The organism is Pseudozobellia thermophila, from assembly GCF_900141855.1.
GTDB lineage: Bacteria > Bacteroidota > Bacteroidia > Flavobacteriales > Flavobacteriaceae > Pseudozobellia > Pseudozobellia thermophila.
This window is the reverse complement of record NZ_FQYU01000002.1, coordinates 130,916-148,973: the sequence shown is the minus strand read 5'-3', so window position 1 is coordinate 148,973 and position 18,058 is coordinate 130,916. Positions and strand designations below refer to the sequence as shown.

Below are 18,058 nucleotides of genomic sequence, written 5' to 3'. Positions count from 1 at the left end.
TGAACTGTAAATGAATGCTTAAAACCTTTGTTTACAGCACAAAAAAAGTGCCCTAAGGTGGGCACTTTTCTTTTAAACGGATATGTTTTTGCACTTATTCGCAGCCTCCCGTAAAGCCGTCGGCGCTAAATTTGGTCTGTACGGCCCCTTGGAGGTTGCCGTTTTTTACCTGGATGGCCAAGTTGTTGTCGCCACTGCCATCGCGCTTCGGACTGCAATACTCAAATAGGTAAAAGCTGTTGGCACGCTGGGAGACCAAATCGGAAATGTCGTTGAAGGTGGTCTCCAGTTCGTCTTTGTTAACGGCGAACACACTTGAGGTTTTTCCCAGGTCGGAAAGAACCTGTTCGTCGATTTCGGAACCAAGGCCAATAGTAAAGAAGGAGATGTTGGCATCGGCCTTGTCCACTTTTTCCTGTGCGTCGTCTTGCGTATATCTCGAGGCCTGATCGGTTCCATCGGTAAAGATGACGACCGAGGCCGCACCGATCTTGTCGCCCTTCGTGCTTTCCACCAAGAGGTCGGAGGCAATCTCGGTCGATTCGATTACGGCACCGTAAAGATCGGTAGAAGGATCTTGGCTAATATCGTCGGTAATTCCCTCTATCGATGCGGTCAGCTCTTCCTTAGATGCCGTCAACGGATTCAGTTCGTGCAGGCCGTCTTCCCCGTCGAACCAATAGATGGCCATTTTAAAGGATTCTTGGGTAACCTCGGGCATTACGTTGTTGACAAAACTGATGCTCGCCGATTTGAGCTCCTCAAGGCTCGACTCGAGTACACTGGCGCTCAAATCGAGTACCAAGAGCGTATTGTTGCTGAATATTTGCGAGTTGGGCGATATGCGGGCTGCCGATTCGGAAGTCGAGATGGTGTTGAAGCACTCGTCGTTCCGTCCCTGCTCATAGATCGTAAATTGGTCGGCACTCAATCCCGGAACGGGGTTGCCCTCGCTATCGGAAACCTTGAAAAAAATGGAAACCTTGCCGGGCAGGGTCGTGTATTGGTCCTGAATGGATAAAATCAAATCGTTTTCGCCCAGGTCAAGACATTCGTCGACCGGCTTGCCCTCTCCCAATCCGTCTCCGGTGTTTAGGGCGAAATTTACGTCGTCGTCAGCATTTCCACAAGAAAACAGGGTTAGGGCCGATAGAAACAAAAGAATAAGATGCGAGGAAAATTTCATTTTCTAAATTTTATGGTTCAACCTTCACAACGGCAAAATCGGCTTAAAAGTATGGCCCTCAAAAAAAAATATGTTAAACATTGTTAATGCCATGAAAACGATTTCGCAACCTGTATCCCTTGCCGTACAATTGGTAAAATTGTTGTATTGTTTCCATGTGGGAATAACCGACTTGGGAAGCCATAAATTATATTTAACAAATTGTTAAAAAGGCCATGGTACTGCCGTTTTTTGGTAACTTGTTGTAAACTAATCCTGTGTTATCCTAAAAACAAGCTCAATATGCCAAGCTATCATCTAAAAATCAACGGAGAATCGCATGCTGTCGAAGCCTGTGAAAATACGCCCTTGCTCTGGGTATTACGCGACCATTTGGATATGGTCGGAACCAAATTCGGTTGTGGTATTGCCCAATGTGGCGCCTGTACCGTTCATTTGGATGGAAATGCGGTACGAAGCTGCTCCCTTCCCGTATCTGCCGTAGGGGAAAAGTCCATAACCACCATCGAAGGCCTTTCGAAAGACGGTTCCCATCCGGTTCAAGTGGCCTGGAAGGAAATCGATGTGCCCCAGTGCGGCTACTGCCAGGCCGGGCAGATAATGACCGCCTCGGCCTTTTTGGCGAAAAACCCCGATCCTTCGGAGGAAGAGATCAAAAACGCCATGCATGGCAATATATGTAGGTGCGCCACCTACAACCGGATCCAAAAGGCCGTGGCCCTGGCTGCCAAAAAAATGGCCTAGGCCTACCCAACCACTATTTATCCGTTTTCGCTAATTCAACTAAAATCTTTCAACCATGTCTTCAACAACTTCCAATATAAAGTTCAACAGAAGGGATTTCCTACGGACATCCTCCTTGGCCGGAGGCGGCCTGCTTATCGGTTTTAACCTGTTTACGGCCTGTAAGCCCAACGCAAAGCCGCCCGTAGATTTGGCCGACCTGAACTATAAGGATTTCAACGCCTTTATAAAAATTGCCAAGAACGGGGCGGTGACCATTTTTTCGCCGAATCCGGAAATCGGCCAAGGGGTCAAGACCTCCATGCCCATGATCATAGCCGAGGAGCTCGACGTGGCCTGGGACAATGTGTATGTGCAGCAGGGCGACCTGGATACCGAAAACTATACGCGACAGGTGGCCGGCGGTAGCCAATCCATTCGATTTGGGTGGGATGCCCTACGCCAGACCGGGGCCACGGCCAAACAAATGCTGCTCAATGCGGCGGCCGCGAAATGGGGCGTCGATGTAAACGAACTTTCCGTAAGTGAGGGAATCATAAGCAATAAGGCCGGGGAGACCCTTGGCTATGGCGATGTGGTCGAAGAGGCCGCCCTGCTCGAGGTGCCTGGGGAGGTTACCCTCAAAGACCCCAAGGATTATAAGATCATCGGTACGGACCGAAAGAACGTCGATATTGACAAGATCACTACCGGAAAACCCCTCTTCGGCATCGATTACAAGACTGAAGGGATGGTATATGCCTCGGTGTTGAGGCCACCGGCTTTCGGCCAAGAACTCGAGTCTTACGACGCCAGCGATGCCAAGGCCGTACCTGGTGTTATCGACGTGATCGAGATAGGGGACAAGGCCAAGAAGCTTTTGGCCGGGGAAAAAGTAAATTGGACCGCCCAGCTGAGTCCCAGTGCCAAGGTCGTGGTCATTGCCGAAAATACGTGGGCGGCCATGGAAGGGAAGAAGGCGGTCAAGGCCCAATGGAAATTTGCCTCTCCGCCCGAAAGTACCGAATTCCACGATAAAAAATTGACGGAGTTATTGGACGGTAAGGAATTTACGACCTTGAGAAAGGACGGTGATGTCCAAAAGGCCTTTGCCCAGGCCGACAAGGTGATCGAACGCACCTACGAATCCCCGTTTTTGCCCCATAACTGTATGGAGCCCATGAACTTTTTCGCCCATGTCACCGATGAAAAAATACACCTGGTAGGTCCTGTTCAAACCCCCGAGGATGCGGCCAATACGGTGGCGGAGCTATTGGGCAGGGACGTCGCGGACATCCATTTGGAAATGACCCGAATGGGAGGTGGTTTCGGCAGAAGGCTTTATGGCGATTTTGTCTATGAAGCCGCGGAGATAGCCGATACCCTGCGAAAACCGGTAAAAATGGTATCTTCCCGTGAAGACGATATGACAACCGGGGTATACCGGCCTGCCATCAAATACCGCATCAAGGCGGCGATCAAGAACGGCGAATTAACGGGATACTACCTGAAAGAGGCGGCCATTAATGGGAATATGTACGGACTCATTCCCAATTTCTTTCCGGCGGGCGCCGTGGAGAATTATCAGGTCGATGTCGCCAAATACGACAGTAATATTACCACAGGGGCCTGGCGCGCTCCCTATACCAACTTCCTGGCCTATGCCGAACAGAGCTTCTTCGATGAATTGGCCGAGGAGATGGGCGCCGATAAGGTACAATTGCGCCTCGATCTGTTGGAAAAGGTGAAGGGAACGACCGACGAAAGGATCCAATACTCCCCCGAGCGTATGCAAGGGGTCATTAAAAAAGTGGTCGAAAAATCGGGGTGGGGCAAACAGCCCGAAGGAACCTATCAGGGTTTTGTGGCCTATTATTGCCATAACACCCATGTGGCCGAAGTCGCCGATGTACAGTTGGAAAACGGCGTCCCCGTCGTTAAAAAGGTAACCTGTGTGGTCGACTGCGGAATTGTGGTCAATCCCTTGGGGGCCCTAAACCAAATCGAAGGGGGTATTATCGACGGTATAGGCCATAGTATGTACGGAAACTACGCTTTCAAGGAAGGCATGCCGGAAGCCAAGAACTACGACAGGTACCGTTTGATCCGCATGAAGGAAGCGCCCAAGGTGGAGACCTATTTTATGGAAAACGAACTCTCTCCCACGGGATTGGGCGAACCTACCTTGCCGCCTGCGGGCGGAGCCGTGGCCAATGCCATTAAGGCGGCAACCGGGAAGCGGGTATACAAACAGCCCTTTATCCAGTACGACGAAATCTGGAAAGTGGCGGAGAAACCTGTTTTGGGTTAGGGAACGGATTTATTTTTTTAACTTAAGCCTTGTAACGGAATCGATGGCAGGGGAGAGGGCTCTCCTTAATCGGGATGGATGCCTAGCATACCTGCCCGTACGGTTCATCTAAGTTGTTGAGGAATGACCCATGAATTAAAAAAAATTATCAAGGCCTATCGGAACGCCAAGGAGCAGGGAAAAAAGACGGTTTTGGCCACCGTGGTCGCCTTGGAAGGCTCTTCGTACCGAAGACCGGGCGTTCGCATGCTTATTACTGATGACGGTACCATGATAGGTGCCGTAAGCGGGGGCTGTGTGGAAAAGGAGATAGCCAGGCAGGCCCAGGGTGTTTTTGCAAGCCAGGTGCCGAAAATGATGACGTACGATGGCCGTTACCGATTGGGCTGTGAAGGTATCTTGTACATTTTAATAGAGCCCTTTGCCCCCGATGAAGCGTTTGTAAGGGCCTTTGATGGCGTTATACGCGATCGAAAGCGTTTTAAGATCGTATCCGCCTTTGCAAAGGAGGAAGGCGAAAATGCCGGTCTAGGTTCCTTCTTTATTTTTGAAAATCAGGAGTTTGGCGCCCGACCGTCCCTAAAAAGGGCCGATGGTGTCCAGTTGTTCGAACAGCTATTGCCGCCGTGCTTCAAACTGGTGATCATCGGTGCGGAGCACGATGCCGTTCAACTTTGTTCCTTCGCTTCCCTTGCGGGATGGGAGGTGACCATTGTCGCCTCGGCCAACGAAGAAAAGAACATTGGCGACTTCCCCGGAGCGGACCATTTTTTCTCCGTTGAACCTGAAACGATGCCCGTGGACATAATCGACGGACAGACCGCCGTGGTATTGATGACGCATAGTTACGTACGCGACCTTAAATACCTGTTGGCCATTAAGGAGACCGAACCTGTTTATTTCGGACTTCTCGGTCCGGCCACCAGGCGCGAAAGGCTTTTGGACGAATTCATCGAATATTATCCCGAGGTGTCGGACAGTTTCTTCGATCGGGTCTATGGCCCCGCCGGCTTGAACATCGGGGCCGAAACGGCACAGGAAATCGCCATATCCATCATATCGGAAATCCTTTCCGTTACCCGAAAAACCGAACCTATGATGCTTAAGGACAAATCGGGTAGAATTCACAGTTAATGCCGCATTCAACAAAACAATTTCCCGTTCTAATTTTGGCGGCAGGTGCATCATCGCGTATGGGCCGGCCCAAGCAACTACTTTCTTGGAAAGACACGACCTTGTTGGGGCATGCCATAAAAAATGCCCAAGCCAGTAGATGCAGCGACGTGGTTGTGGTCTTAGGGGCCAACTACAAGGCCATAAGGGCCGGATTGGACCAAAACGGTTTCGAAATTGTGGTAAATACCCATTGGAAAAAAGGCTTGGGAAGTTCCATAGCCTATGGAATGGAATACCTGGTGGAACAAAAAAACGATATGGACGGGGTCCTGATTATCTTGGCCGACCAACCGCTTATCGATTCGAAATACCTGAATACCTTGATCGATCTGTACGACGGTGATACCAGCACGATTGTGGGTACCCGATACAAGGGCGGTACAGGTGTTCCGGCCTTGTTCGGAAAAATGCATTTTAAGGAATTGATGGGGTTGAATGAAGATAGTGGGGCCAAGGCGATCATTAGGAACCACAAGTATAAGGTCTTGGCGGCCGACCCTGGGGGAACGGCCATCGATATAGACACGGAATCGGAATATATAAAATTAAGCAATCAATTAGATAAAACCAGTTAATTTGATGAATTTCAATAATATATGTATGTTTTGTGTTCTTGCCTTTTTGTTGGTTTACCCAGCTGGGGCACAGGAAATGGGCTTTGAGGAATACAACCCTGAATCGACTTTGGTGGTTCCGGAAAACAAGGTGACAAGGGCCAAATTTCCCTTTGTTGATATCCACAGCCATCAACGCAATATGTCGCCCGGGCGGCTAAAGGAATTGGTCGGGGATATGGACAGGCTGAACGAGGCCATTATGGTGAACCTCAGCGGTGGGTCCGGTGCAGGTTTGGTCCAAATGGTGCAAAATATCGAAGAAAACTGTCCGGGTCGCATCGTTGTCTTTGCCAATGTCGATTTCGATGGCATCGGTAGCCCGGGGTGGACCGAAAAGGCGGTGGCCCAGTTGGAAAAGGATGTCGAGAACGGGGCGAAAGGCTTGAAGGTCTTTAAGAGTTTGGGACTCCGCTATACCGATAACCAGGGCAAAAGGGTGGCGGTCGATGACGAAAGACTCGACCCTATCTGGGCGAAGTGCGGAGCATTGGGTATTCCCGTTTTGATCCATTCGGCCGACCCCAGATCGTTTTGGGACCCTATGGATGCAAAGAACGAAAGATGGCTCGAGCTTAAAACCCATCCGCGACGAAAGCGTTCCGATACGGATCCCGCCCCTTGGCAGCAGATCATCGATGAGCAGCACCGCATGTTCAAGAAACACCCGAATACCCAGTTTATCAATGCCCATATGGGCTGGTATGCCAACAACCTGCAAGAGTTGGGCAGGCTGTTGGATGAAATACCCAATATGAGCGTGGGCATCGCGGCCGTAATCGCCGAACTGGGTAGACAGCCCAAAAATGCACGGGAGTTTTTTATCAAGTACCAAGACCGTATCCTTTTTGGAAAGGACAGTTGGAACCCCGACGAATTTCCGACCTATTTTAGGGTCTTGGAAACCGAGGACGAATACTTCCCTTATTACAAGAAATACCACGCCTTTTGGGCCATGTACGGCCTTGGCCTGCCCGACGAAGTGCTGAGGAAAGTCTACTACAAAAACGCCCTGAAGCTCGTTCCGGGCTTAGATCCCTCGCGCTTTCCCAAAGGGTAGGGGGCCTTCGAATTTAGTAAAGGCTTAACGAAGTTTTTTTGGTAGAACTTTCAAAAGATTCGAACTTGTAGGGATAATTCCCTAAAATCTTAAGTATGTGTACCGCCAAATGTCATATTGTACCGCCCCATATTCTCGAAGAACTTGCCAAAAGGGGCAGTTTGAGTTGCAAAAGAACGCTTAACGATACCGGTAGGATACGCGAGCGCCGTCAGAACGCCTTGAACTATTTATTGTCGAGGGCCCAGGAAGCGGGTGAAGGAAAGCGTTTCGTATACGATTGCAAAACGCAGTACGAACAACGGGTCGCCTTGGTACGCCAAGAAGGGGAAGACCCCGTGGCCGATGAAGCGGCCAATAAGGCTTACGATACCTCGGGCTTTGTACGCGATTACTTCAGGAATACCTTTGGACTGAACTCGATCGACGACAACGGCCTCGATATTATTTCGAACATTCACTATGGGGTGGCCTATAACAATGCTTATTGGGACGGGGACGAGATGACCTATGGCGATGGGGATGGTCGGGAATTTACCAATTTTGCGGGTGCCATTGATGTTGTGGCCCACGAATTGGCGCATGGGGTAACCCAGTTTTTGGCCAATTTGGAGTACCAAAGCCAACCCGGTGCCCTGAACGAGCATTTTTCCGATGTCTTCGGAACGGTCGTCAAGCAAAAGTACTTGGGGCAAGATGTATCGGAGGCCGATTGGTTGATCGGCGATAGCGTGGTGACCGAGGCCTTTCCCGGAGTGGCCATACGTTCGATGAAGGCACCGGGTACGGCCAATGATTTCGATACCCAGCCCGACCATATGGACAACTACTACAACGGAACGGCCGACAATCAGGGCGTGCATATCAATTCGGGCATACCCAACAAGGCTTTTTACCTAAGTTGTATGGAAATCGGTATCGACGACTGTGCCCTAATCTGGTTCGAAACCTTAAGGGCGCTATGGAGAACGGCCAATTTTAACGATATGCTCGAGACCTTGGTCAATACGGCCCAAAGCTTGGCGGACGAGTCGCGGGTCGCCGAAAATGCGGTCGAGGCCGTAACGGCCAGTTTTGCCCAAGTGGGCCTAACTCGAACGGTAGTTTAGATGAAATATAAGATAGAAATAACGGGCGGGTTTACGGGCATTCCGAAGTCTTATGAAGGTGAATTGCCCCTGAAGGGGGCGGAAAAGAAAGAACTGCTCCGTACCTTACGGTCACCTTCGGTCGGCAACGAAGCACTTCGCGACGGGCAACATTACAGCCTATCGTTCGAGGACGGCGACAAAACCTACGCTGCGGCCTTCGCAGAGCATAGCCTACCTCGCGAATTAAGGGAGCTGATAGACCGACTTATCGTATCCGGTTGAGCTTGTGGTACGGATCGAAAAAGGTCCGTCAGGTTGTGGTCGAACCTAGTGCTCCTTGCGGGAGGCACCGTTTTCCAACTTGCCGTAATCCTGAAAAATTCCGCAAGAATATTCCTTTTTGATAAGCGATTTTTTTTCTTGCTTCTTTTTTTTGGCCAATACTTCGATTTCAGGTGATAAATAGCCCATAATCCTGTTTTTTTTAATGACTCTTGTTAAACGCTCGACATATCGTTTTGTTGTGGCAATTCGATATGCTGTTCAAATTATAGGACAAATTTAGGGCAGAAACGGTTTATAATGTAACACTTTACAAAAATTTTGTGATTCTTTAGCGCTGGGTTTAAATACCTGCGGATTTACGGTCGAACCGGGTGAGGAAGGCGTACCTATAAAACCACCAATTGCTTTTCTATATAGCTCTGTACCATCATCCAGTTCATCTTTAAGACCAGGGCGGCCGAGGGAATGTTGTCATCTTCGATGGCCGAGATGATGGCGTCGTGCTGGTCGTTGGAATTGTAATGAAAGGAGTCGTTGGCCATAAAGGCCCTTTCGTAGAAAAAGATGCGGGTCTTTAAATCCTTCAAGATTTGTTGAAAGACCTCGTTTTTGTAATTTTTGGTAAGCAGGCGATGGAACTCCATATAGGCGGTCAGGCGTTCGAGGGCGGTGCGTGCACCGGCAACCACATCGCGCTGTCTTTTGAGCTGCGCTATGGTCGTGGCATCGAATTGCGACTCCTCAAGGGCCAATACCTCGAGGTGGGCGACCAATTCGTAAAGGTTTTTGGCCTCTTCGGGACTGACCTTGGCGATGATGAATCCGCGGTTGGGTATGGCCTTTACGATATGCGATTGCTGTAATTGGGTCAGGGCCTCCCTGATAGGGGTTACACTAACGCCGATGACCCTTGATACCGCGGCCAGGTTGATGTTCTGTCCGGGCTGCAAACTCCCTTTTTGCATCTCTTTCAACAAATACTCCCTTACCTTGTCCCTATAGATCATAGTTGCCCCTTATTAATTATATCGTATACGATTCACAACGTAAAGAAAGTCAAAAAAAGTATATCAATCGGTATGGAAGTGACATTGTTTCCGATTTTGTATGATCCAAAAAAGTAATGTTATTCGTACTTTCTTATGGGATTAATCCTTTTTAAGGGGGAGTTTGTCCAATTTCCTTGTTTCCAAATACTAAATGGGCAGCCCTTCCGTTCATACCGCATAACCCTAAAATATTGAATATGCATAACTTGATTCTTAATGTGAAACGATTTTTGGTCCTGACGACCGGGGCCTTTGTTGTTTTTAGTTGTTCGGACGACGCCGATGAAGGCAACGATTTCGACAACGAGGGAAAAGTTACCTCGACCGAATTGAAGACCATTCTTGAAACCGAGAGCGTTACCGGCGCTACGGATCAATTGGTTTCCGAGTTGTACGGGTCTTCCGGTAAAAGTGGAAAAACCGGAAAAACCGATGAAGGATGTTACACCGTTTCCTATTCGGAAACCGGCTATACCTTAAGCTTTGACGATTGTACCATTGAGGACGGGGGAGAGCAGCTAAGTGGCTCGATGACCGTGGTCTACGGTGGCGATGACGACGAATATGCCTTTTCGGTTACTTATGACGAGTTGCGGGTAGGTAAGTCTTATGTCGACGGTACAAGGAAATTTAAAATCTATAGTGAGGAAGAAAGCCAATCTGTTAGCTGGATCGTTGATAGTGACTTGATGGTTACCTTGGAGGATGGAACCGAGGTCGATGAAGAAGGGACGAAAACCATGTCGATCGTATTTAACGACGACTTTAGTGAAAGTGTGTTGACCGTAGACGGCAAATGGGTATTGAAAATCGACGGGAATACCTATTCGGTCGACATTACCGAGCTATTGGAAGCCCAATTCGGATGTGATTATATCGGTAAGGGCGTTATGGCCCTCACCAAAAACGGACTCGAAGTCGATGTCGATTTTGGGGATGGCGATTGCGATGCCATAGCCACCGTAATATATCCCGATGGCACCGAGGAGGAAGTTTCCCTTGAGGATTAAGGCTCCTTTATCATTTAATATACTGGGCGGAACATGTATTTGTTCCGCTTTTTTTGTGGCAGTTGACCAGGTACGCTGCACTTCTTCCCTATGGCCCGTACGTTCGAATCGCCAAGGCTTACAAGGTCTTTAAGTATTCGAGCAGGGCCGTGCGTTCGGCTTCGGTAAGGTGGTCGGCAAAGGTATGTCCCCCATTGCCATAACCCTTTTGGGTCGTATCGTAGGTGTTTTTGTCCGTTTTTTGGTTTTCAATGGTGTACTTCCAACCCAGGTTTTGGGTATCGTAGTCCTTACTATCAAAACTTCTCCTCCAGTACGTGGGTCTTTCGGAACTGTTGAGCACCTCCGCAAGGGTAGGTACGGAACCGTTGTGAAAATAGGGTGCGGTCGCCCAAATGCCGTCGAGCGGGGGGGCGACGTAACCTCCTTCTGCCAAGACTTCCAAAGGTTCGGAGTAGCTGCCGAACCAGCCGTTGTTGAACCAATCGATAAAATAATCGTTGATTTCCGATGGGGCCGTATAGTGCAGGGAGAGTTCGGGATCGGTACCTATCGTATTCAACGCAACCAAAAGGTTCGGATAACTTTCGTCTTCACCATAGGTGCCGTGGCACTTTACGCAATTGTCCCCAAAGATTACCTTTCCTTGGGCGCTTAGCCCGGTATCGATGTCATACGGATAGGGAGGGGGCTCCAGACTATAGATATAGGCGAGCATATCGGGCATTTTTTCATCCACTTCCTGGGCCTTTTCAATTTCTGTCATGGTGAGCAGCGAAGAGCCGATGAACGATTTGCAAAAATCCTTCCTGCCCAGTCCGGTGTAGAACAGGGCGTTCTTTTTCTTTAGCAACCACCAGGCAGGCACATCGGTGGGGATAACCTCGTCGCCGACCTCGACAAGGGGATCGTCGGACCACTCCAAGGTATTTTTATCACGGTGGGAAATAAGGACTTGGGTAATCTTATCGGCGGGATTGGCCCCCCTTGTTTCGGTCATGGTCTTGGGGCCGATGGCCAAAATACCCTTGCGAAACTGGTCGTAGGCTTCCCATTCCTTACTGTCTTCCCCGTATATCAAGGCGATAACGGAGCTTGCCGTAGCAATGGTATTGGCCCTGTTCGAAGTGTAATCGGAGGAATGGTTGCCCAGTCCGATTATGAGTTCGTCGTTCAGGAAGTCGGCGTGGCAGGCCATGCAATTGGGCGAAACGACCCTTGTGCCGTTCGAGGCGGTGGCGGTCGTGTAATCGTAGACGATGACGGCATTGTCTCCCGTTCTGCCCAACAGGTTGTCGGAAGATTCGCCATTGGCCGCGATATAGGCGTTGTAAGGCACACCACTGCTCATGTATTCCCCCGATACCAAATACTGGTAACCTGTACTTGGGTCGCCCTGGCGCTGGGTGGAAGGCGGTATGGCATCTACCTCCAATATGGTATCGGGATCGGGATCTGGCACCGGATCGGGAGTAGGCGTTTCGGTATCGGGCGCAAGGGGCCCATCGCCATCGCTTGAGCACGAAAGGAAGGTCGTTGAAAAGGCTAATACGACAAATAATGTACGAAAACGGTTCAAAATGTTGTTTTAAATTTATTAATTTGAAAACCAATTGTTTAAACCAAATCTACAAATTAATTTTAGCAATGGCACCAATGCCTCTATTATACCCACTTTCTTCGATTAATGGCCCTTTGCCCCGACCAAGGGGAACGTTCCGGTCCGAATCCGGCTATTTTATTCCACATAATTTAAACATTTGTTAAAGCCCATAATCGGAAATAACACAATTTGTACCTTGCGTTTTTAAAACGCAGCGCTCCCAAAAAAATAATGAATGGAGTGTTAACCTTAATCTCAAACAATATGGACTTACTACATAGAGCTGCTGATTTTGAAAACAGAAAATGGTCGGGAATGACCACAAGCGACAGGATCAATGCATCTCGTGAAGCCAAGGAACTCATTCTTTCGATCAACGAAGTTTATAAGACCACCAAGGATGAATCGCTTATGGACGTAATGAAAAGGCTTACCGCAATAAAAAGAAAAATTGAAAAGCGTTTGAACGCCAAATTGTAGTTGGGCAATTGCCCGATATCGGCTAACTTCTAGACCATCAACAACTTATTTTTTTTCCGCGATCATTAGGGATCGAAGCCAACAGGGCATTATTCTCCCGGTCAATGCCCTTTGCGATATTTCTTTGCCTAAAATCCATTAAAGGATCAAATAATTTGCATACCTTATAGGCATAAAGCAAAATTAAAGAATGGCAAGATCGCAACAGACTTATAACAAGACGGAAAAAGAAAAAAAGCGTCTTAAAAAAAGAGAGGAAAAACAGAAGAAAAAAGAGGCCAGAAAGGCCGAGGCCAAGGAGGGTAGTGGAATTCCCTTTGCCTATGTAGACCATAACGGCAATTTGGTGGACACTCCGCCCGACCCGTCCGAAAAGGTCAAAATCGATGCGGAAAGCATTGTAATCGGTATTCCCAAAAAAGAAGAGGGAGACGAAGAGGAATTCGATCCCGTTCACAAGGGCAAGGTGTCGTATTTCGATTTCTCAAAAGGCTTTGGTTTTATCATCGACTCGGAAGACCAAGAGAAATATTTTGTACATGTCAGCGGGTTGATCGATGAAATCGATATTGACGACAAGGTCTCTTTCGAGCTTGAGAAGGGCATGAAGGGCATGAATGCCGTTCGGGTAAAGAAGATCTAGTTCCGAATACCTTACGGATAGCGTACACTTACCAAACCTTATTACTTCACATTAAAACCTTGAAGCTTTTCGACCTGTCCGGGCTGAAGTCCTTCGAGCACGATTGTTCCTACCCTGATGCGGACCAAGCGTAGGGTGGGAAATCCTACGGCTGCCGTCATCTTGCGTACTTGGCGAAATTTACCCTCGGTTAAGGTGATGCTTATCCATGAAGAGGGGCGGTGCGCGCCTATGCGCAATTTCGGACTCGCCTCGGGCAAGTGCGGGGCTTCGATCCGTGTTATCGCACAGGGTCGGGTAATGTGTTTTTTTCCAAAAAGACCTATTTCAATACCCTTGCGCATTTGGTTTAGGGCCTCATCGGTGATGGGTCCGTCGACTTGGGCGTAATACTCCTTTTCGATACCTGAGCGGTTGATGGTATCGCTAAGTTTTCCGTCGGTGGTCACCAACAATAGGCCTTCCGACTTTTCATCGAGGCGGCCAATGGGCATACTGTTGGGAGGGAAGTCGAAAAGTGCGCTCAAAAAGCGCTTTTTGCGCAATTGGACCGGGTCATTGGAGCTCAATTGGCTCAACATTCCGAAAGGTTTGTAGAGTCGGTAATGGCTGTGGGCGCTGTCGGGCGCTATCGGGGTATTACACATCGAGTATCTCCTTGGCCCGATTGCTGATCCGGTTCCGTGTTTCCTGGGTAATGTATTTTTTCTGATCGATCTGCTGGGGCTGGTCGGCCGCACAAAAGTAACTGTGTATGCTGCGCCGGGTCTTGGATGTCGTATTGGTTGTACCGCCATGCCATACGTGGGAATTGAAAATAAACACCGACCCGGCCGGGGCATTGATCAAGATCTCCTCGGGGTGGGGTAGGTAGGGATCTTTCAGAACCTCATCGGGCAACCTGTCCGATTTGTGCGTGCCCGGAACGATGCGCGTGGCCCCGTTTTCAGGGGTAAAGTCATCGAGCAACCAAATGGAGTTGCACACCTTGTAGGCTTGGTCTACTACTGCGTTTTTGTAATCTACGTGCAGCTTTTGCAAACCCTTGCCCGGTTTGGCGGCCCGGTAGTTCAACGAAGACAGCTTGTAATCGTTGCCCAACACGGCGGCTATACCGGCCAATACCTTGGGGTGGGTGTAGAACACGTCGAACACGGCCCCTTTGTTGACCAAATCGGCCAAGCGATGGGCGCCTTCTTCCTTGGGGTGGCGTATGTACTTCGATTCGGCCAGTTCGGATCCCGCATTTTCACCCTCTTCGACCAGCAGTTCGTCAATTCTGTTGTTTATGGCGCCTACCTCTTCATCGGTCAGTAGTTGGCCGAGATCCAGATAGCCGTTCTCTTCGAGAAACCCAAGTTCATCCTTAGAAAGCATGCTCTGTTATTTTTAGTTCAATTTACACAGCCCGATCAAAAATCGCAATTTATACAAGTGCCTTGCCTTGTCGCCAAGCCATCGTCGTTGCCTTAGAGCGACGCAGCCGTTCCCAATACCGCCAATCCGGCAAAAACAAGCAAGAGCAAAATAAGTCCCAGAAAGGAAATGATAACTCCGGCAATGGCGAGTCCACGCGGCTTTTTGAATAGTCCGATAATCGAAAGGATAACCCCAAGGAGCCATAGGATCCATCCTAAAAACGGGATCCATCCCAAGAACAGGGCGATCAGGGCCAACACGAAGCCCGCGGTCCCCGTGCCGTTCGACTTGCTTTCTTGCCGGGTTATTATAATGGTTTGCCCTTGCTTATCTTTTTGATTTTCATTTGCCTGTGAAGCGTCGTTCATAATCGGTTCAATTAATTGTTATCCCAAGTCCTAAAATGCCGGACCTAGGCTACAGGTGATTCCGGTTGGCAAGGTAATATAATTCAAGAAAAGGGTTCAAAGCAATCGTAGTTACGTTGCCTGAAAATCTTACCTTCCTTAAACTCAAAAACTTGGGCGAAGTAGGCCACCATCTGTCCGCCGGCCTTGATCGCTCCCACAGGTACGGCCAATGTCCCGCGCCATACGCATTCGAGTACTACCGTATGGCCCGATGGGAGTAGGTTTTTTATTTCGTAGCTTTCCTTTGAAAGTATTTTGGCCCCTTTCTCCGAAGCCTCTTTTAACTCCTGCAAGCTTCGGGTGGTAGTTTGTTTCGTCAAGGCATTGGGAAACTCGATCTGTTGCGCTTCGGGATGGTAAAAACGGTCAAGCTCATTTGATGACTTGCGGTTCTCCAACATTTTCAAAAATTCAATTACCGTCTTTTCGTTTGCCGTAATGTCCTCTTTTTTCATAACCTTTAACTTTATTTATTTTGGGTCCGACTTTTTCGTGCATTCCACTCCCTTGCCAGTAGGGCATAGACCAAGTCGTCGACCCATTCTTCGTGAAAAAAAAAGCCTTCGACAAAATGGGCCTCCTTTCTAAAGCCCAATCGTTCGATGAGTTTGATGGAACTTGGATTGTTCGGGTCAATGTGGGCGGTAATCCGGTGCTTGCCCAAGGTGTTGAACAAATAGTCCACTACGGCCGACAAGGCTTCGGTAGCGTATCCTCTCCCGCGAAAGGCTTTATGGAGCGTGTAACCGATTTCCGCCTGTCCATGTTGGGGGTCATTGGCCGGAAAATGGATTCCAATATCGCCGATCAACCGATTTGTTGCCCTTTCTATGATACCCAGCTGAAACCATGTGCCGGGAACATTGACAAGGGGCGAGGAGTGGACTATAAAGTTTTCAATATCGTCTACCGACTTTGGGACCAGGCTTAAGTACTTGTAGGTGTCCGGGTCGCTGCGATAGCTGAAAACCGATTCCTTGTCATCGATGCACAGGGGCCTAATATGTAGTCTACTGGTGTTTCGGTTCATTGATCTTATGATATGCCCCATGGCAAAGGCGTAAAACGGATAGCCCAAGGGAAGGGGACTTCGGGCTTTTTGGGCCGACCCGTCCTATACAATGCCGCTGGCACCGTTTTGCCCTGCGCTTTCCTTGCCTAAAAATAGGAAATTTCCGAAAAAAGGTAGGGGTAAGAGGGGACTCCCGCAGGGGTGTTTTGATTTTATGGTATACGGGGTCGCTTACCCGTTATGTATATCCTTCAAAAATTGCGTCCAAATGGTATTTTTAAAACGCTCCTTGAATATTCCAAAATGTCCGATGGTATCGGCTTGGAAATCGGCTGGGGCTAAATGTACCGATTTTCTTCTTGCATTCTTATATTTCCCGGTCATCCATTCGACCGCAGCTTTGGGTGCAAAATCATCATCGTCGATGCTATAGGCGGTCATGTCAGCCTCTATGGCTTCGTAGAATGTGTTTTTTATCGACTTGTCGCTAAAAATATAGTCGCTATTCTTGCCCCAATTCCGCCATTGGTTGGCGACATTTTTGGGCAGGTCTTCCATTCCGCTGATTTTCTTTGACTTTAGATAACCAAAGGTCGCGATCAGGAATGGAAAAAGAACATACCAGTTCAACCACATTTTTATCCTTGCCATCCCTTTCCAGTGCTTCCAATAACCTGATTGCGCTGCCACCAAAACTATTTTGTCCAATTGACATGACGATTGGGCAAGTCCGATCAATTGGCCTCCAATACTATGCCCAAGTATGGCCTTCCTTGATTTTGGGTAGTTGTTTATAACGTATTGTATGATGCGTTCCAAATCATTGCTGCCCCAATCGGCGGCATTGGTTTTTACTTCTTGGATCGGTTTTTTCAAGGAACGACCGATACCCGTATAATCGAAGGTGATAACCGTAATCCCATTATGCTGGGCATATTTGGCGAATTTAAAATAGTACTCCTGCTTTACTCCTGTAGCCGAGGCAATAATTAAAACGGTCTCACTGCCATGGGCGTCGAACAACGTTGCCGACAATCTTTTTGAATTATATGGTATTTCAATTGCTTTCATTTTTTAACGACAACTATGGGCCACGACCATGGGTAGTTGGGGGCAGAGCGCAACTTGGTCAGCTACATACCCATTAGAAAACCCTTGCGGATTTTTAGAAGCGGACTGGAATAAGCAGTTACTTAGAGCCGTTGCGCTGGTAGCACAAGTTATAAAAAAAAGGGGGTGGGCCATGGCCGATCGGATTTTGGATAGCGATTTGGGGTATTCCCGGAAATAGGGGTACCCAGAAAAACGATTCGCCCACGTGCCGTTGGGACTATGGGCCAGATGCTGAAAAAGCACCTTGACCTTTCGAAAAAAGATCCAAAAAGCGGGTGTAGAGGTCGTTAACTATGGACTTGGACGACTTTCGCCGTTCAAGGTCTCACCATCGGGTTTGACCCAATATTCCCTTTCCTTCGGTTTTTATTACCAAATGTTCCCTTGGATTAGTTTTTAGATACAACACCAGAAAGGTACTATCGTTATTGATTCTAAATTCACCAAATTTCACTTTTCCTTTGTACGCATTGTTTTGGTCATCGTAATATATATAATTGGCCATGGTAACATTATGCTTATTAAAAACGCCCAGTTTTCCGCTACCAGATTTTTTTTCCATGCTGTAGAATTCAACCTTGGCAGTGGTTCTTATTCCTTTATCAAACAGTCTGTTTTCCATTGCTTTGTCCGGTAAGTAATGAAAAAAGACAAGGCACCAGATAGGAGAAGTAATTAAAAGCGCAAGAAGGACCATTTCAATTTTATCTGAGATATTTGATAAGGACATTTTGTGTATTGGTATTATTCTTGGTATGAACTTCATCTAATTTGAAGCAAAAATCGGTAAAGTCAATCTAATATTCATTTGGCATTATAAGGTTCTTGTTCTGGTATGATGGTTATCAACCCCCTTATTTTTTCCAATACGTT

At 48.3% G+C, this 18,058-nt stretch carries 21 protein-coding genes; 10 read left to right on the top strand and 11 right to left on the bottom strand.

The window, feature by feature from the left end:
- Window positions 1-94: 94 nt before the first annotated feature.
- Window positions 95-1,186: a vWA domain-containing protein gene (locus tag BUB37_RS05980; RefSeq protein ID WP_072990312.1), complete on the bottom strand. Its 1,092-nt coding sequence runs from the start codon at window positions 1,184-1,186 to the stop codon at window positions 95-97.
- A 282-nt stretch (window positions 1,187-1,468) separates the two neighbouring features.
- Between BUB37_RS05980 and BUB37_RS05975 the strand changes: the two genes are divergently transcribed.
- From BUB37_RS05975 to BUB37_RS05945, 7 genes are all read left to right on the top strand, one after another.
- The gene (locus tag BUB37_RS05975; protein WP_072990308.1) at window positions 1,469-1,930 is read left to right on the top strand and encodes a (2Fe-2S)-binding protein; all 462 of its coding nucleotides are present in this window, start codon (window positions 1,469-1,471) and stop codon (window positions 1,928-1,930) included.
- A 55-nt stretch (window positions 1,931-1,985) separates the two neighbouring features.
- On the top strand, window positions 1,986-4,220 hold the full coding sequence (locus BUB37_RS05970; protein WP_072990305.1) for a xanthine dehydrogenase family protein molybdopterin-binding subunit: 2,235 nt from the start codon (window positions 1,986-1,988) through the stop codon (window positions 4,218-4,220).
- Window positions 4,221-4,343: 123 nt separating this feature from the next.
- On the top strand, window positions 4,344-5,354 hold the full coding sequence (locus BUB37_RS05965) for an XdhC family protein (RefSeq protein WP_072990303.1): 1,011 nt from the start codon (window positions 4,344-4,346) through the stop codon (window positions 5,352-5,354).
- Window positions 5,354-5,971, top strand: coding sequence for a nucleotidyltransferase family protein (locus BUB37_RS05960; RefSeq protein WP_072990300.1), 618 nt, complete (start codon window positions 5,354-5,356; stop codon window positions 5,969-5,971). Before BUB37_RS05965 ends, BUB37_RS05960 begins: the two co-directional genes overlap by 1 nt.
- A 25-nt stretch (window positions 5,972-5,996) precedes the next feature.
- Window positions 5,997-7,070 (top strand): amidohydrolase family protein, encoded by a 1,074-nt coding sequence (locus tag BUB37_RS05955; RefSeq protein ID WP_212635261.1) that lies wholly within the window; start codon window positions 5,997-5,999, stop codon window positions 7,068-7,070.
- A gap of 95 nt (window positions 7,071-7,165) precedes the next feature.
- Window positions 7,166-8,179, top strand: coding sequence for a M4 family metallopeptidase (locus tag BUB37_RS05950; protein ID WP_072990294.1), 1,014 nt, complete (start codon window positions 7,166-7,168; stop codon window positions 8,177-8,179).
- Complete coding sequence (locus BUB37_RS05945; RefSeq protein ID WP_072990291.1) at window positions 8,180-8,443, top strand: protealysin inhibitor emfourin; 264 nt, start codon at window positions 8,180-8,182, stop codon at window positions 8,441-8,443.
- Window positions 8,444-8,488: 45 nt separating this feature from the next.
- On the opposite strand, the gene BUB37_RS21585 is transcribed toward BUB37_RS05945, so the two are convergent.
- Both BUB37_RS21585 and BUB37_RS05940 read right to left on the bottom strand, forming a co-directional pair.
- A complete protein-coding gene (locus BUB37_RS21585) occupies window positions 8,489-8,632 on the bottom strand; it encodes a hypothetical protein (protein ID WP_170863121.1) in 144 nt (47 codons plus the stop codon).
- A gap of 200 nt (window positions 8,633-8,832) precedes the next feature.
- Window positions 8,833-9,453: a GntR family transcriptional regulator gene (locus BUB37_RS05940; protein WP_072990288.1), complete on the bottom strand. Its 621-nt coding sequence runs from the start codon at window positions 9,451-9,453 to the stop codon at window positions 8,833-8,835.
- A 239-nt stretch (window positions 9,454-9,692) separates the two neighbouring features.
- Between BUB37_RS05940 and BUB37_RS05935 the strand changes: the two genes are divergently transcribed.
- A complete protein-coding gene (locus BUB37_RS05935; protein ID WP_072990286.1) occupies window positions 9,693-10,505 on the top strand; it encodes a hypothetical protein in 813 nt (270 codons plus the stop codon).
- A gap of 118 nt (window positions 10,506-10,623) precedes the next feature.
- Here BUB37_RS05935 and BUB37_RS05930 read toward each other — a convergent pair whose 3' ends face one another.
- The gene (locus BUB37_RS05930) at window positions 10,624-12,084 is read right to left on the bottom strand and encodes a c-type cytochrome (RefSeq protein ID WP_094766577.1); all 1,461 of its coding nucleotides are present in this window, start codon (window positions 12,082-12,084) and stop codon (window positions 10,624-10,626) included.
- Window positions 12,085-12,372: 288 nt separating this feature from the next.
- Between BUB37_RS05930 and BUB37_RS05925 the strand changes: the two genes are divergently transcribed.
- Together BUB37_RS05925 and BUB37_RS05920 are read left to right on the top strand one after the other, a co-directional pair.
- Window positions 12,373-12,588 carry a hypothetical protein gene (locus BUB37_RS05925; RefSeq protein ID WP_072992561.1) on the top strand — a complete coding sequence of 72 codons (216 nt, stop codon included), beginning with the start codon at window positions 12,373-12,375 and terminating at the stop codon, window positions 12,586-12,588.
- A gap of 190 nt (window positions 12,589-12,778) precedes the next feature.
- A complete protein-coding gene (locus BUB37_RS05920) occupies window positions 12,779-13,231 on the top strand; it encodes a cold-shock protein (protein ID WP_072990281.1) in 453 nt (150 codons plus the stop codon).
- A 41-nt stretch (window positions 13,232-13,272) separates the two neighbouring features.
- On the opposite strand, the gene BUB37_RS05915 is transcribed toward BUB37_RS05920, so the two are convergent.
- The 7 genes from BUB37_RS05915 to BUB37_RS05880 form a co-directional block, all read right to left on the bottom strand.
- Window positions 13,273-13,878, bottom strand: coding sequence for a pseudouridine synthase (locus BUB37_RS05915; protein WP_072990278.1), 606 nt, complete (start codon window positions 13,876-13,878; stop codon window positions 13,273-13,275).
- Window positions 13,871-14,608, bottom strand: coding sequence for a phytanoyl-CoA dioxygenase family protein (locus BUB37_RS05910; protein WP_072990275.1), 738 nt, complete (start codon window positions 14,606-14,608; stop codon window positions 13,871-13,873). Before BUB37_RS05910 ends, BUB37_RS05915 begins: the two co-directional genes overlap by 8 nt.
- A 92-nt stretch (window positions 14,609-14,700) precedes the next feature.
- Window positions 14,701-15,018, bottom strand: coding sequence for a hypothetical protein (locus BUB37_RS05905; protein WP_072990273.1), 318 nt, complete (start codon window positions 15,016-15,018; stop codon window positions 14,701-14,703).
- 83 nt (window positions 15,019-15,101) lie between these two features.
- Window positions 15,102-15,515, bottom strand: coding sequence for a nuclear transport factor 2 family protein (locus BUB37_RS05900; protein WP_072990270.1), 414 nt, complete (start codon window positions 15,513-15,515; stop codon window positions 15,102-15,104).
- 11 nt (window positions 15,516-15,526) lie between these two features.
- The gene (locus tag BUB37_RS05895) at window positions 15,527-16,090 is read right to left on the bottom strand and encodes a GNAT family N-acetyltransferase (RefSeq protein WP_072990267.1); all 564 of its coding nucleotides are present in this window, start codon (window positions 16,088-16,090) and stop codon (window positions 15,527-15,529) included.
- Window positions 16,091-16,303: 213 nt separating this feature from the next.
- Window positions 16,304-17,143 (bottom strand): alpha/beta hydrolase family protein, encoded by an 840-nt coding sequence (locus BUB37_RS05890; RefSeq protein WP_094766576.1) that lies wholly within the window; start codon window positions 17,141-17,143, stop codon window positions 16,304-16,306.
- A gap of 367 nt (window positions 17,144-17,510) precedes the next feature.
- Window positions 17,511-17,951 carry a hypothetical protein gene (locus tag BUB37_RS05880; RefSeq protein WP_139278077.1) on the bottom strand — a complete coding sequence of 147 codons (441 nt, stop codon included), beginning with the start codon at window positions 17,949-17,951 and terminating at the stop codon, window positions 17,511-17,513.
- Window positions 17,952-18,058 lie beyond the last annotated feature (107 nt).

Coding starts and splice junctions, on each gene's coding strand:
- BUB37_RS05980 (WP_072990312.1), bottom strand. CDS start 1,186: ATGAAATTTTCCTCGCATCTTATTCTTTTGTTTCTATCGGCCCTAACC.
- BUB37_RS05975 (WP_072990308.1), top strand. CDS start 1,469: ATGCCAAGCTATCATCTAAAAATCAACGGAGAATCGCATGCTGTCGAA.
- BUB37_RS05970 (WP_072990305.1), top strand. CDS start 1,986: ATGTCTTCAACAACTTCCAATATAAAGTTCAACAGAAGGGATTTCCTA.
- BUB37_RS05965 (WP_072990303.1), top strand. CDS start 4,344: ATGACCCATGAATTAAAAAAAATTATCAAGGCCTATCGGAACGCCAAG.
- BUB37_RS05960 (WP_072990300.1), top strand. CDS start 5,354: ATGCCGCATTCAACAAAACAATTTCCCGTTCTAATTTTGGCGGCAGGT.
- BUB37_RS05955 (WP_212635261.1), top strand. CDS start 5,997: ATGTTTTGTGTTCTTGCCTTTTTGTTGGTTTACCCAGCTGGGGCACAG.
- BUB37_RS05950 (WP_072990294.1), top strand. CDS start 7,166: ATGTGTACCGCCAAATGTCATATTGTACCGCCCCATATTCTCGAAGAA.
- BUB37_RS05945 (WP_072990291.1), top strand. CDS start 8,180: ATGAAATATAAGATAGAAATAACGGGCGGGTTTACGGGCATTCCGAAG.
- BUB37_RS21585 (WP_170863121.1), bottom strand. CDS start 8,632: ATGGGCTATTTATCACCTGAAATCGAAGTATTGGCCAAAAAAAAGAAG.
- BUB37_RS05940 (WP_072990288.1), bottom strand. CDS start 9,453: ATGATCTATAGGGACAAGGTAAGGGAGTATTTGTTGAAAGAGATGCAA.
- BUB37_RS05935 (WP_072990286.1), top strand. CDS start 9,693: ATGCATAACTTGATTCTTAATGTGAAACGATTTTTGGTCCTGACGACC.
- BUB37_RS05925 (WP_072992561.1), top strand. CDS start 12,373: ATGGACTTACTACATAGAGCTGCTGATTTTGAAAACAGAAAATGGTCG.
- BUB37_RS05920 (WP_072990281.1), top strand. CDS start 12,779: ATGGCAAGATCGCAACAGACTTATAACAAGACGGAAAAAGAAAAAAAG.
- BUB37_RS05915 (WP_072990278.1), bottom strand. CDS start 13,878: ATGTGTAATACCCCGATAGCGCCCGACAGCGCCCACAGCCATTACCGA.
- BUB37_RS05910 (WP_072990275.1), bottom strand. CDS start 14,608: ATGCTTTCTAAGGATGAACTTGGGTTTCTCGAAGAGAACGGCTATCTG.
- BUB37_RS05905 (WP_072990273.1), bottom strand. CDS start 15,018: ATGAACGACGCTTCACAGGCAAATGAAAATCAAAAAGATAAGCAAGGG.
- BUB37_RS05900 (WP_072990270.1), bottom strand. CDS start 15,515: ATGAAAAAAGAGGACATTACGGCAAACGAAAAGACGGTAATTGAATTT.
- BUB37_RS05895 (WP_072990267.1), bottom strand. CDS start 16,090: ATGAACCGAAACACCAGTAGACTACATATTAGGCCCCTGTGCATCGAT.
- BUB37_RS05890 (WP_094766576.1), bottom strand. CDS start 17,143: ATGAAAGCAATTGAAATACCATATAATTCAAAAAGATTGTCGGCAACG.
- BUB37_RS05880 (WP_139278077.1), bottom strand. CDS start 17,951: ATGAAGTTCATACCAAGAATAATACCAATACACAAAATGTCCTTATCA.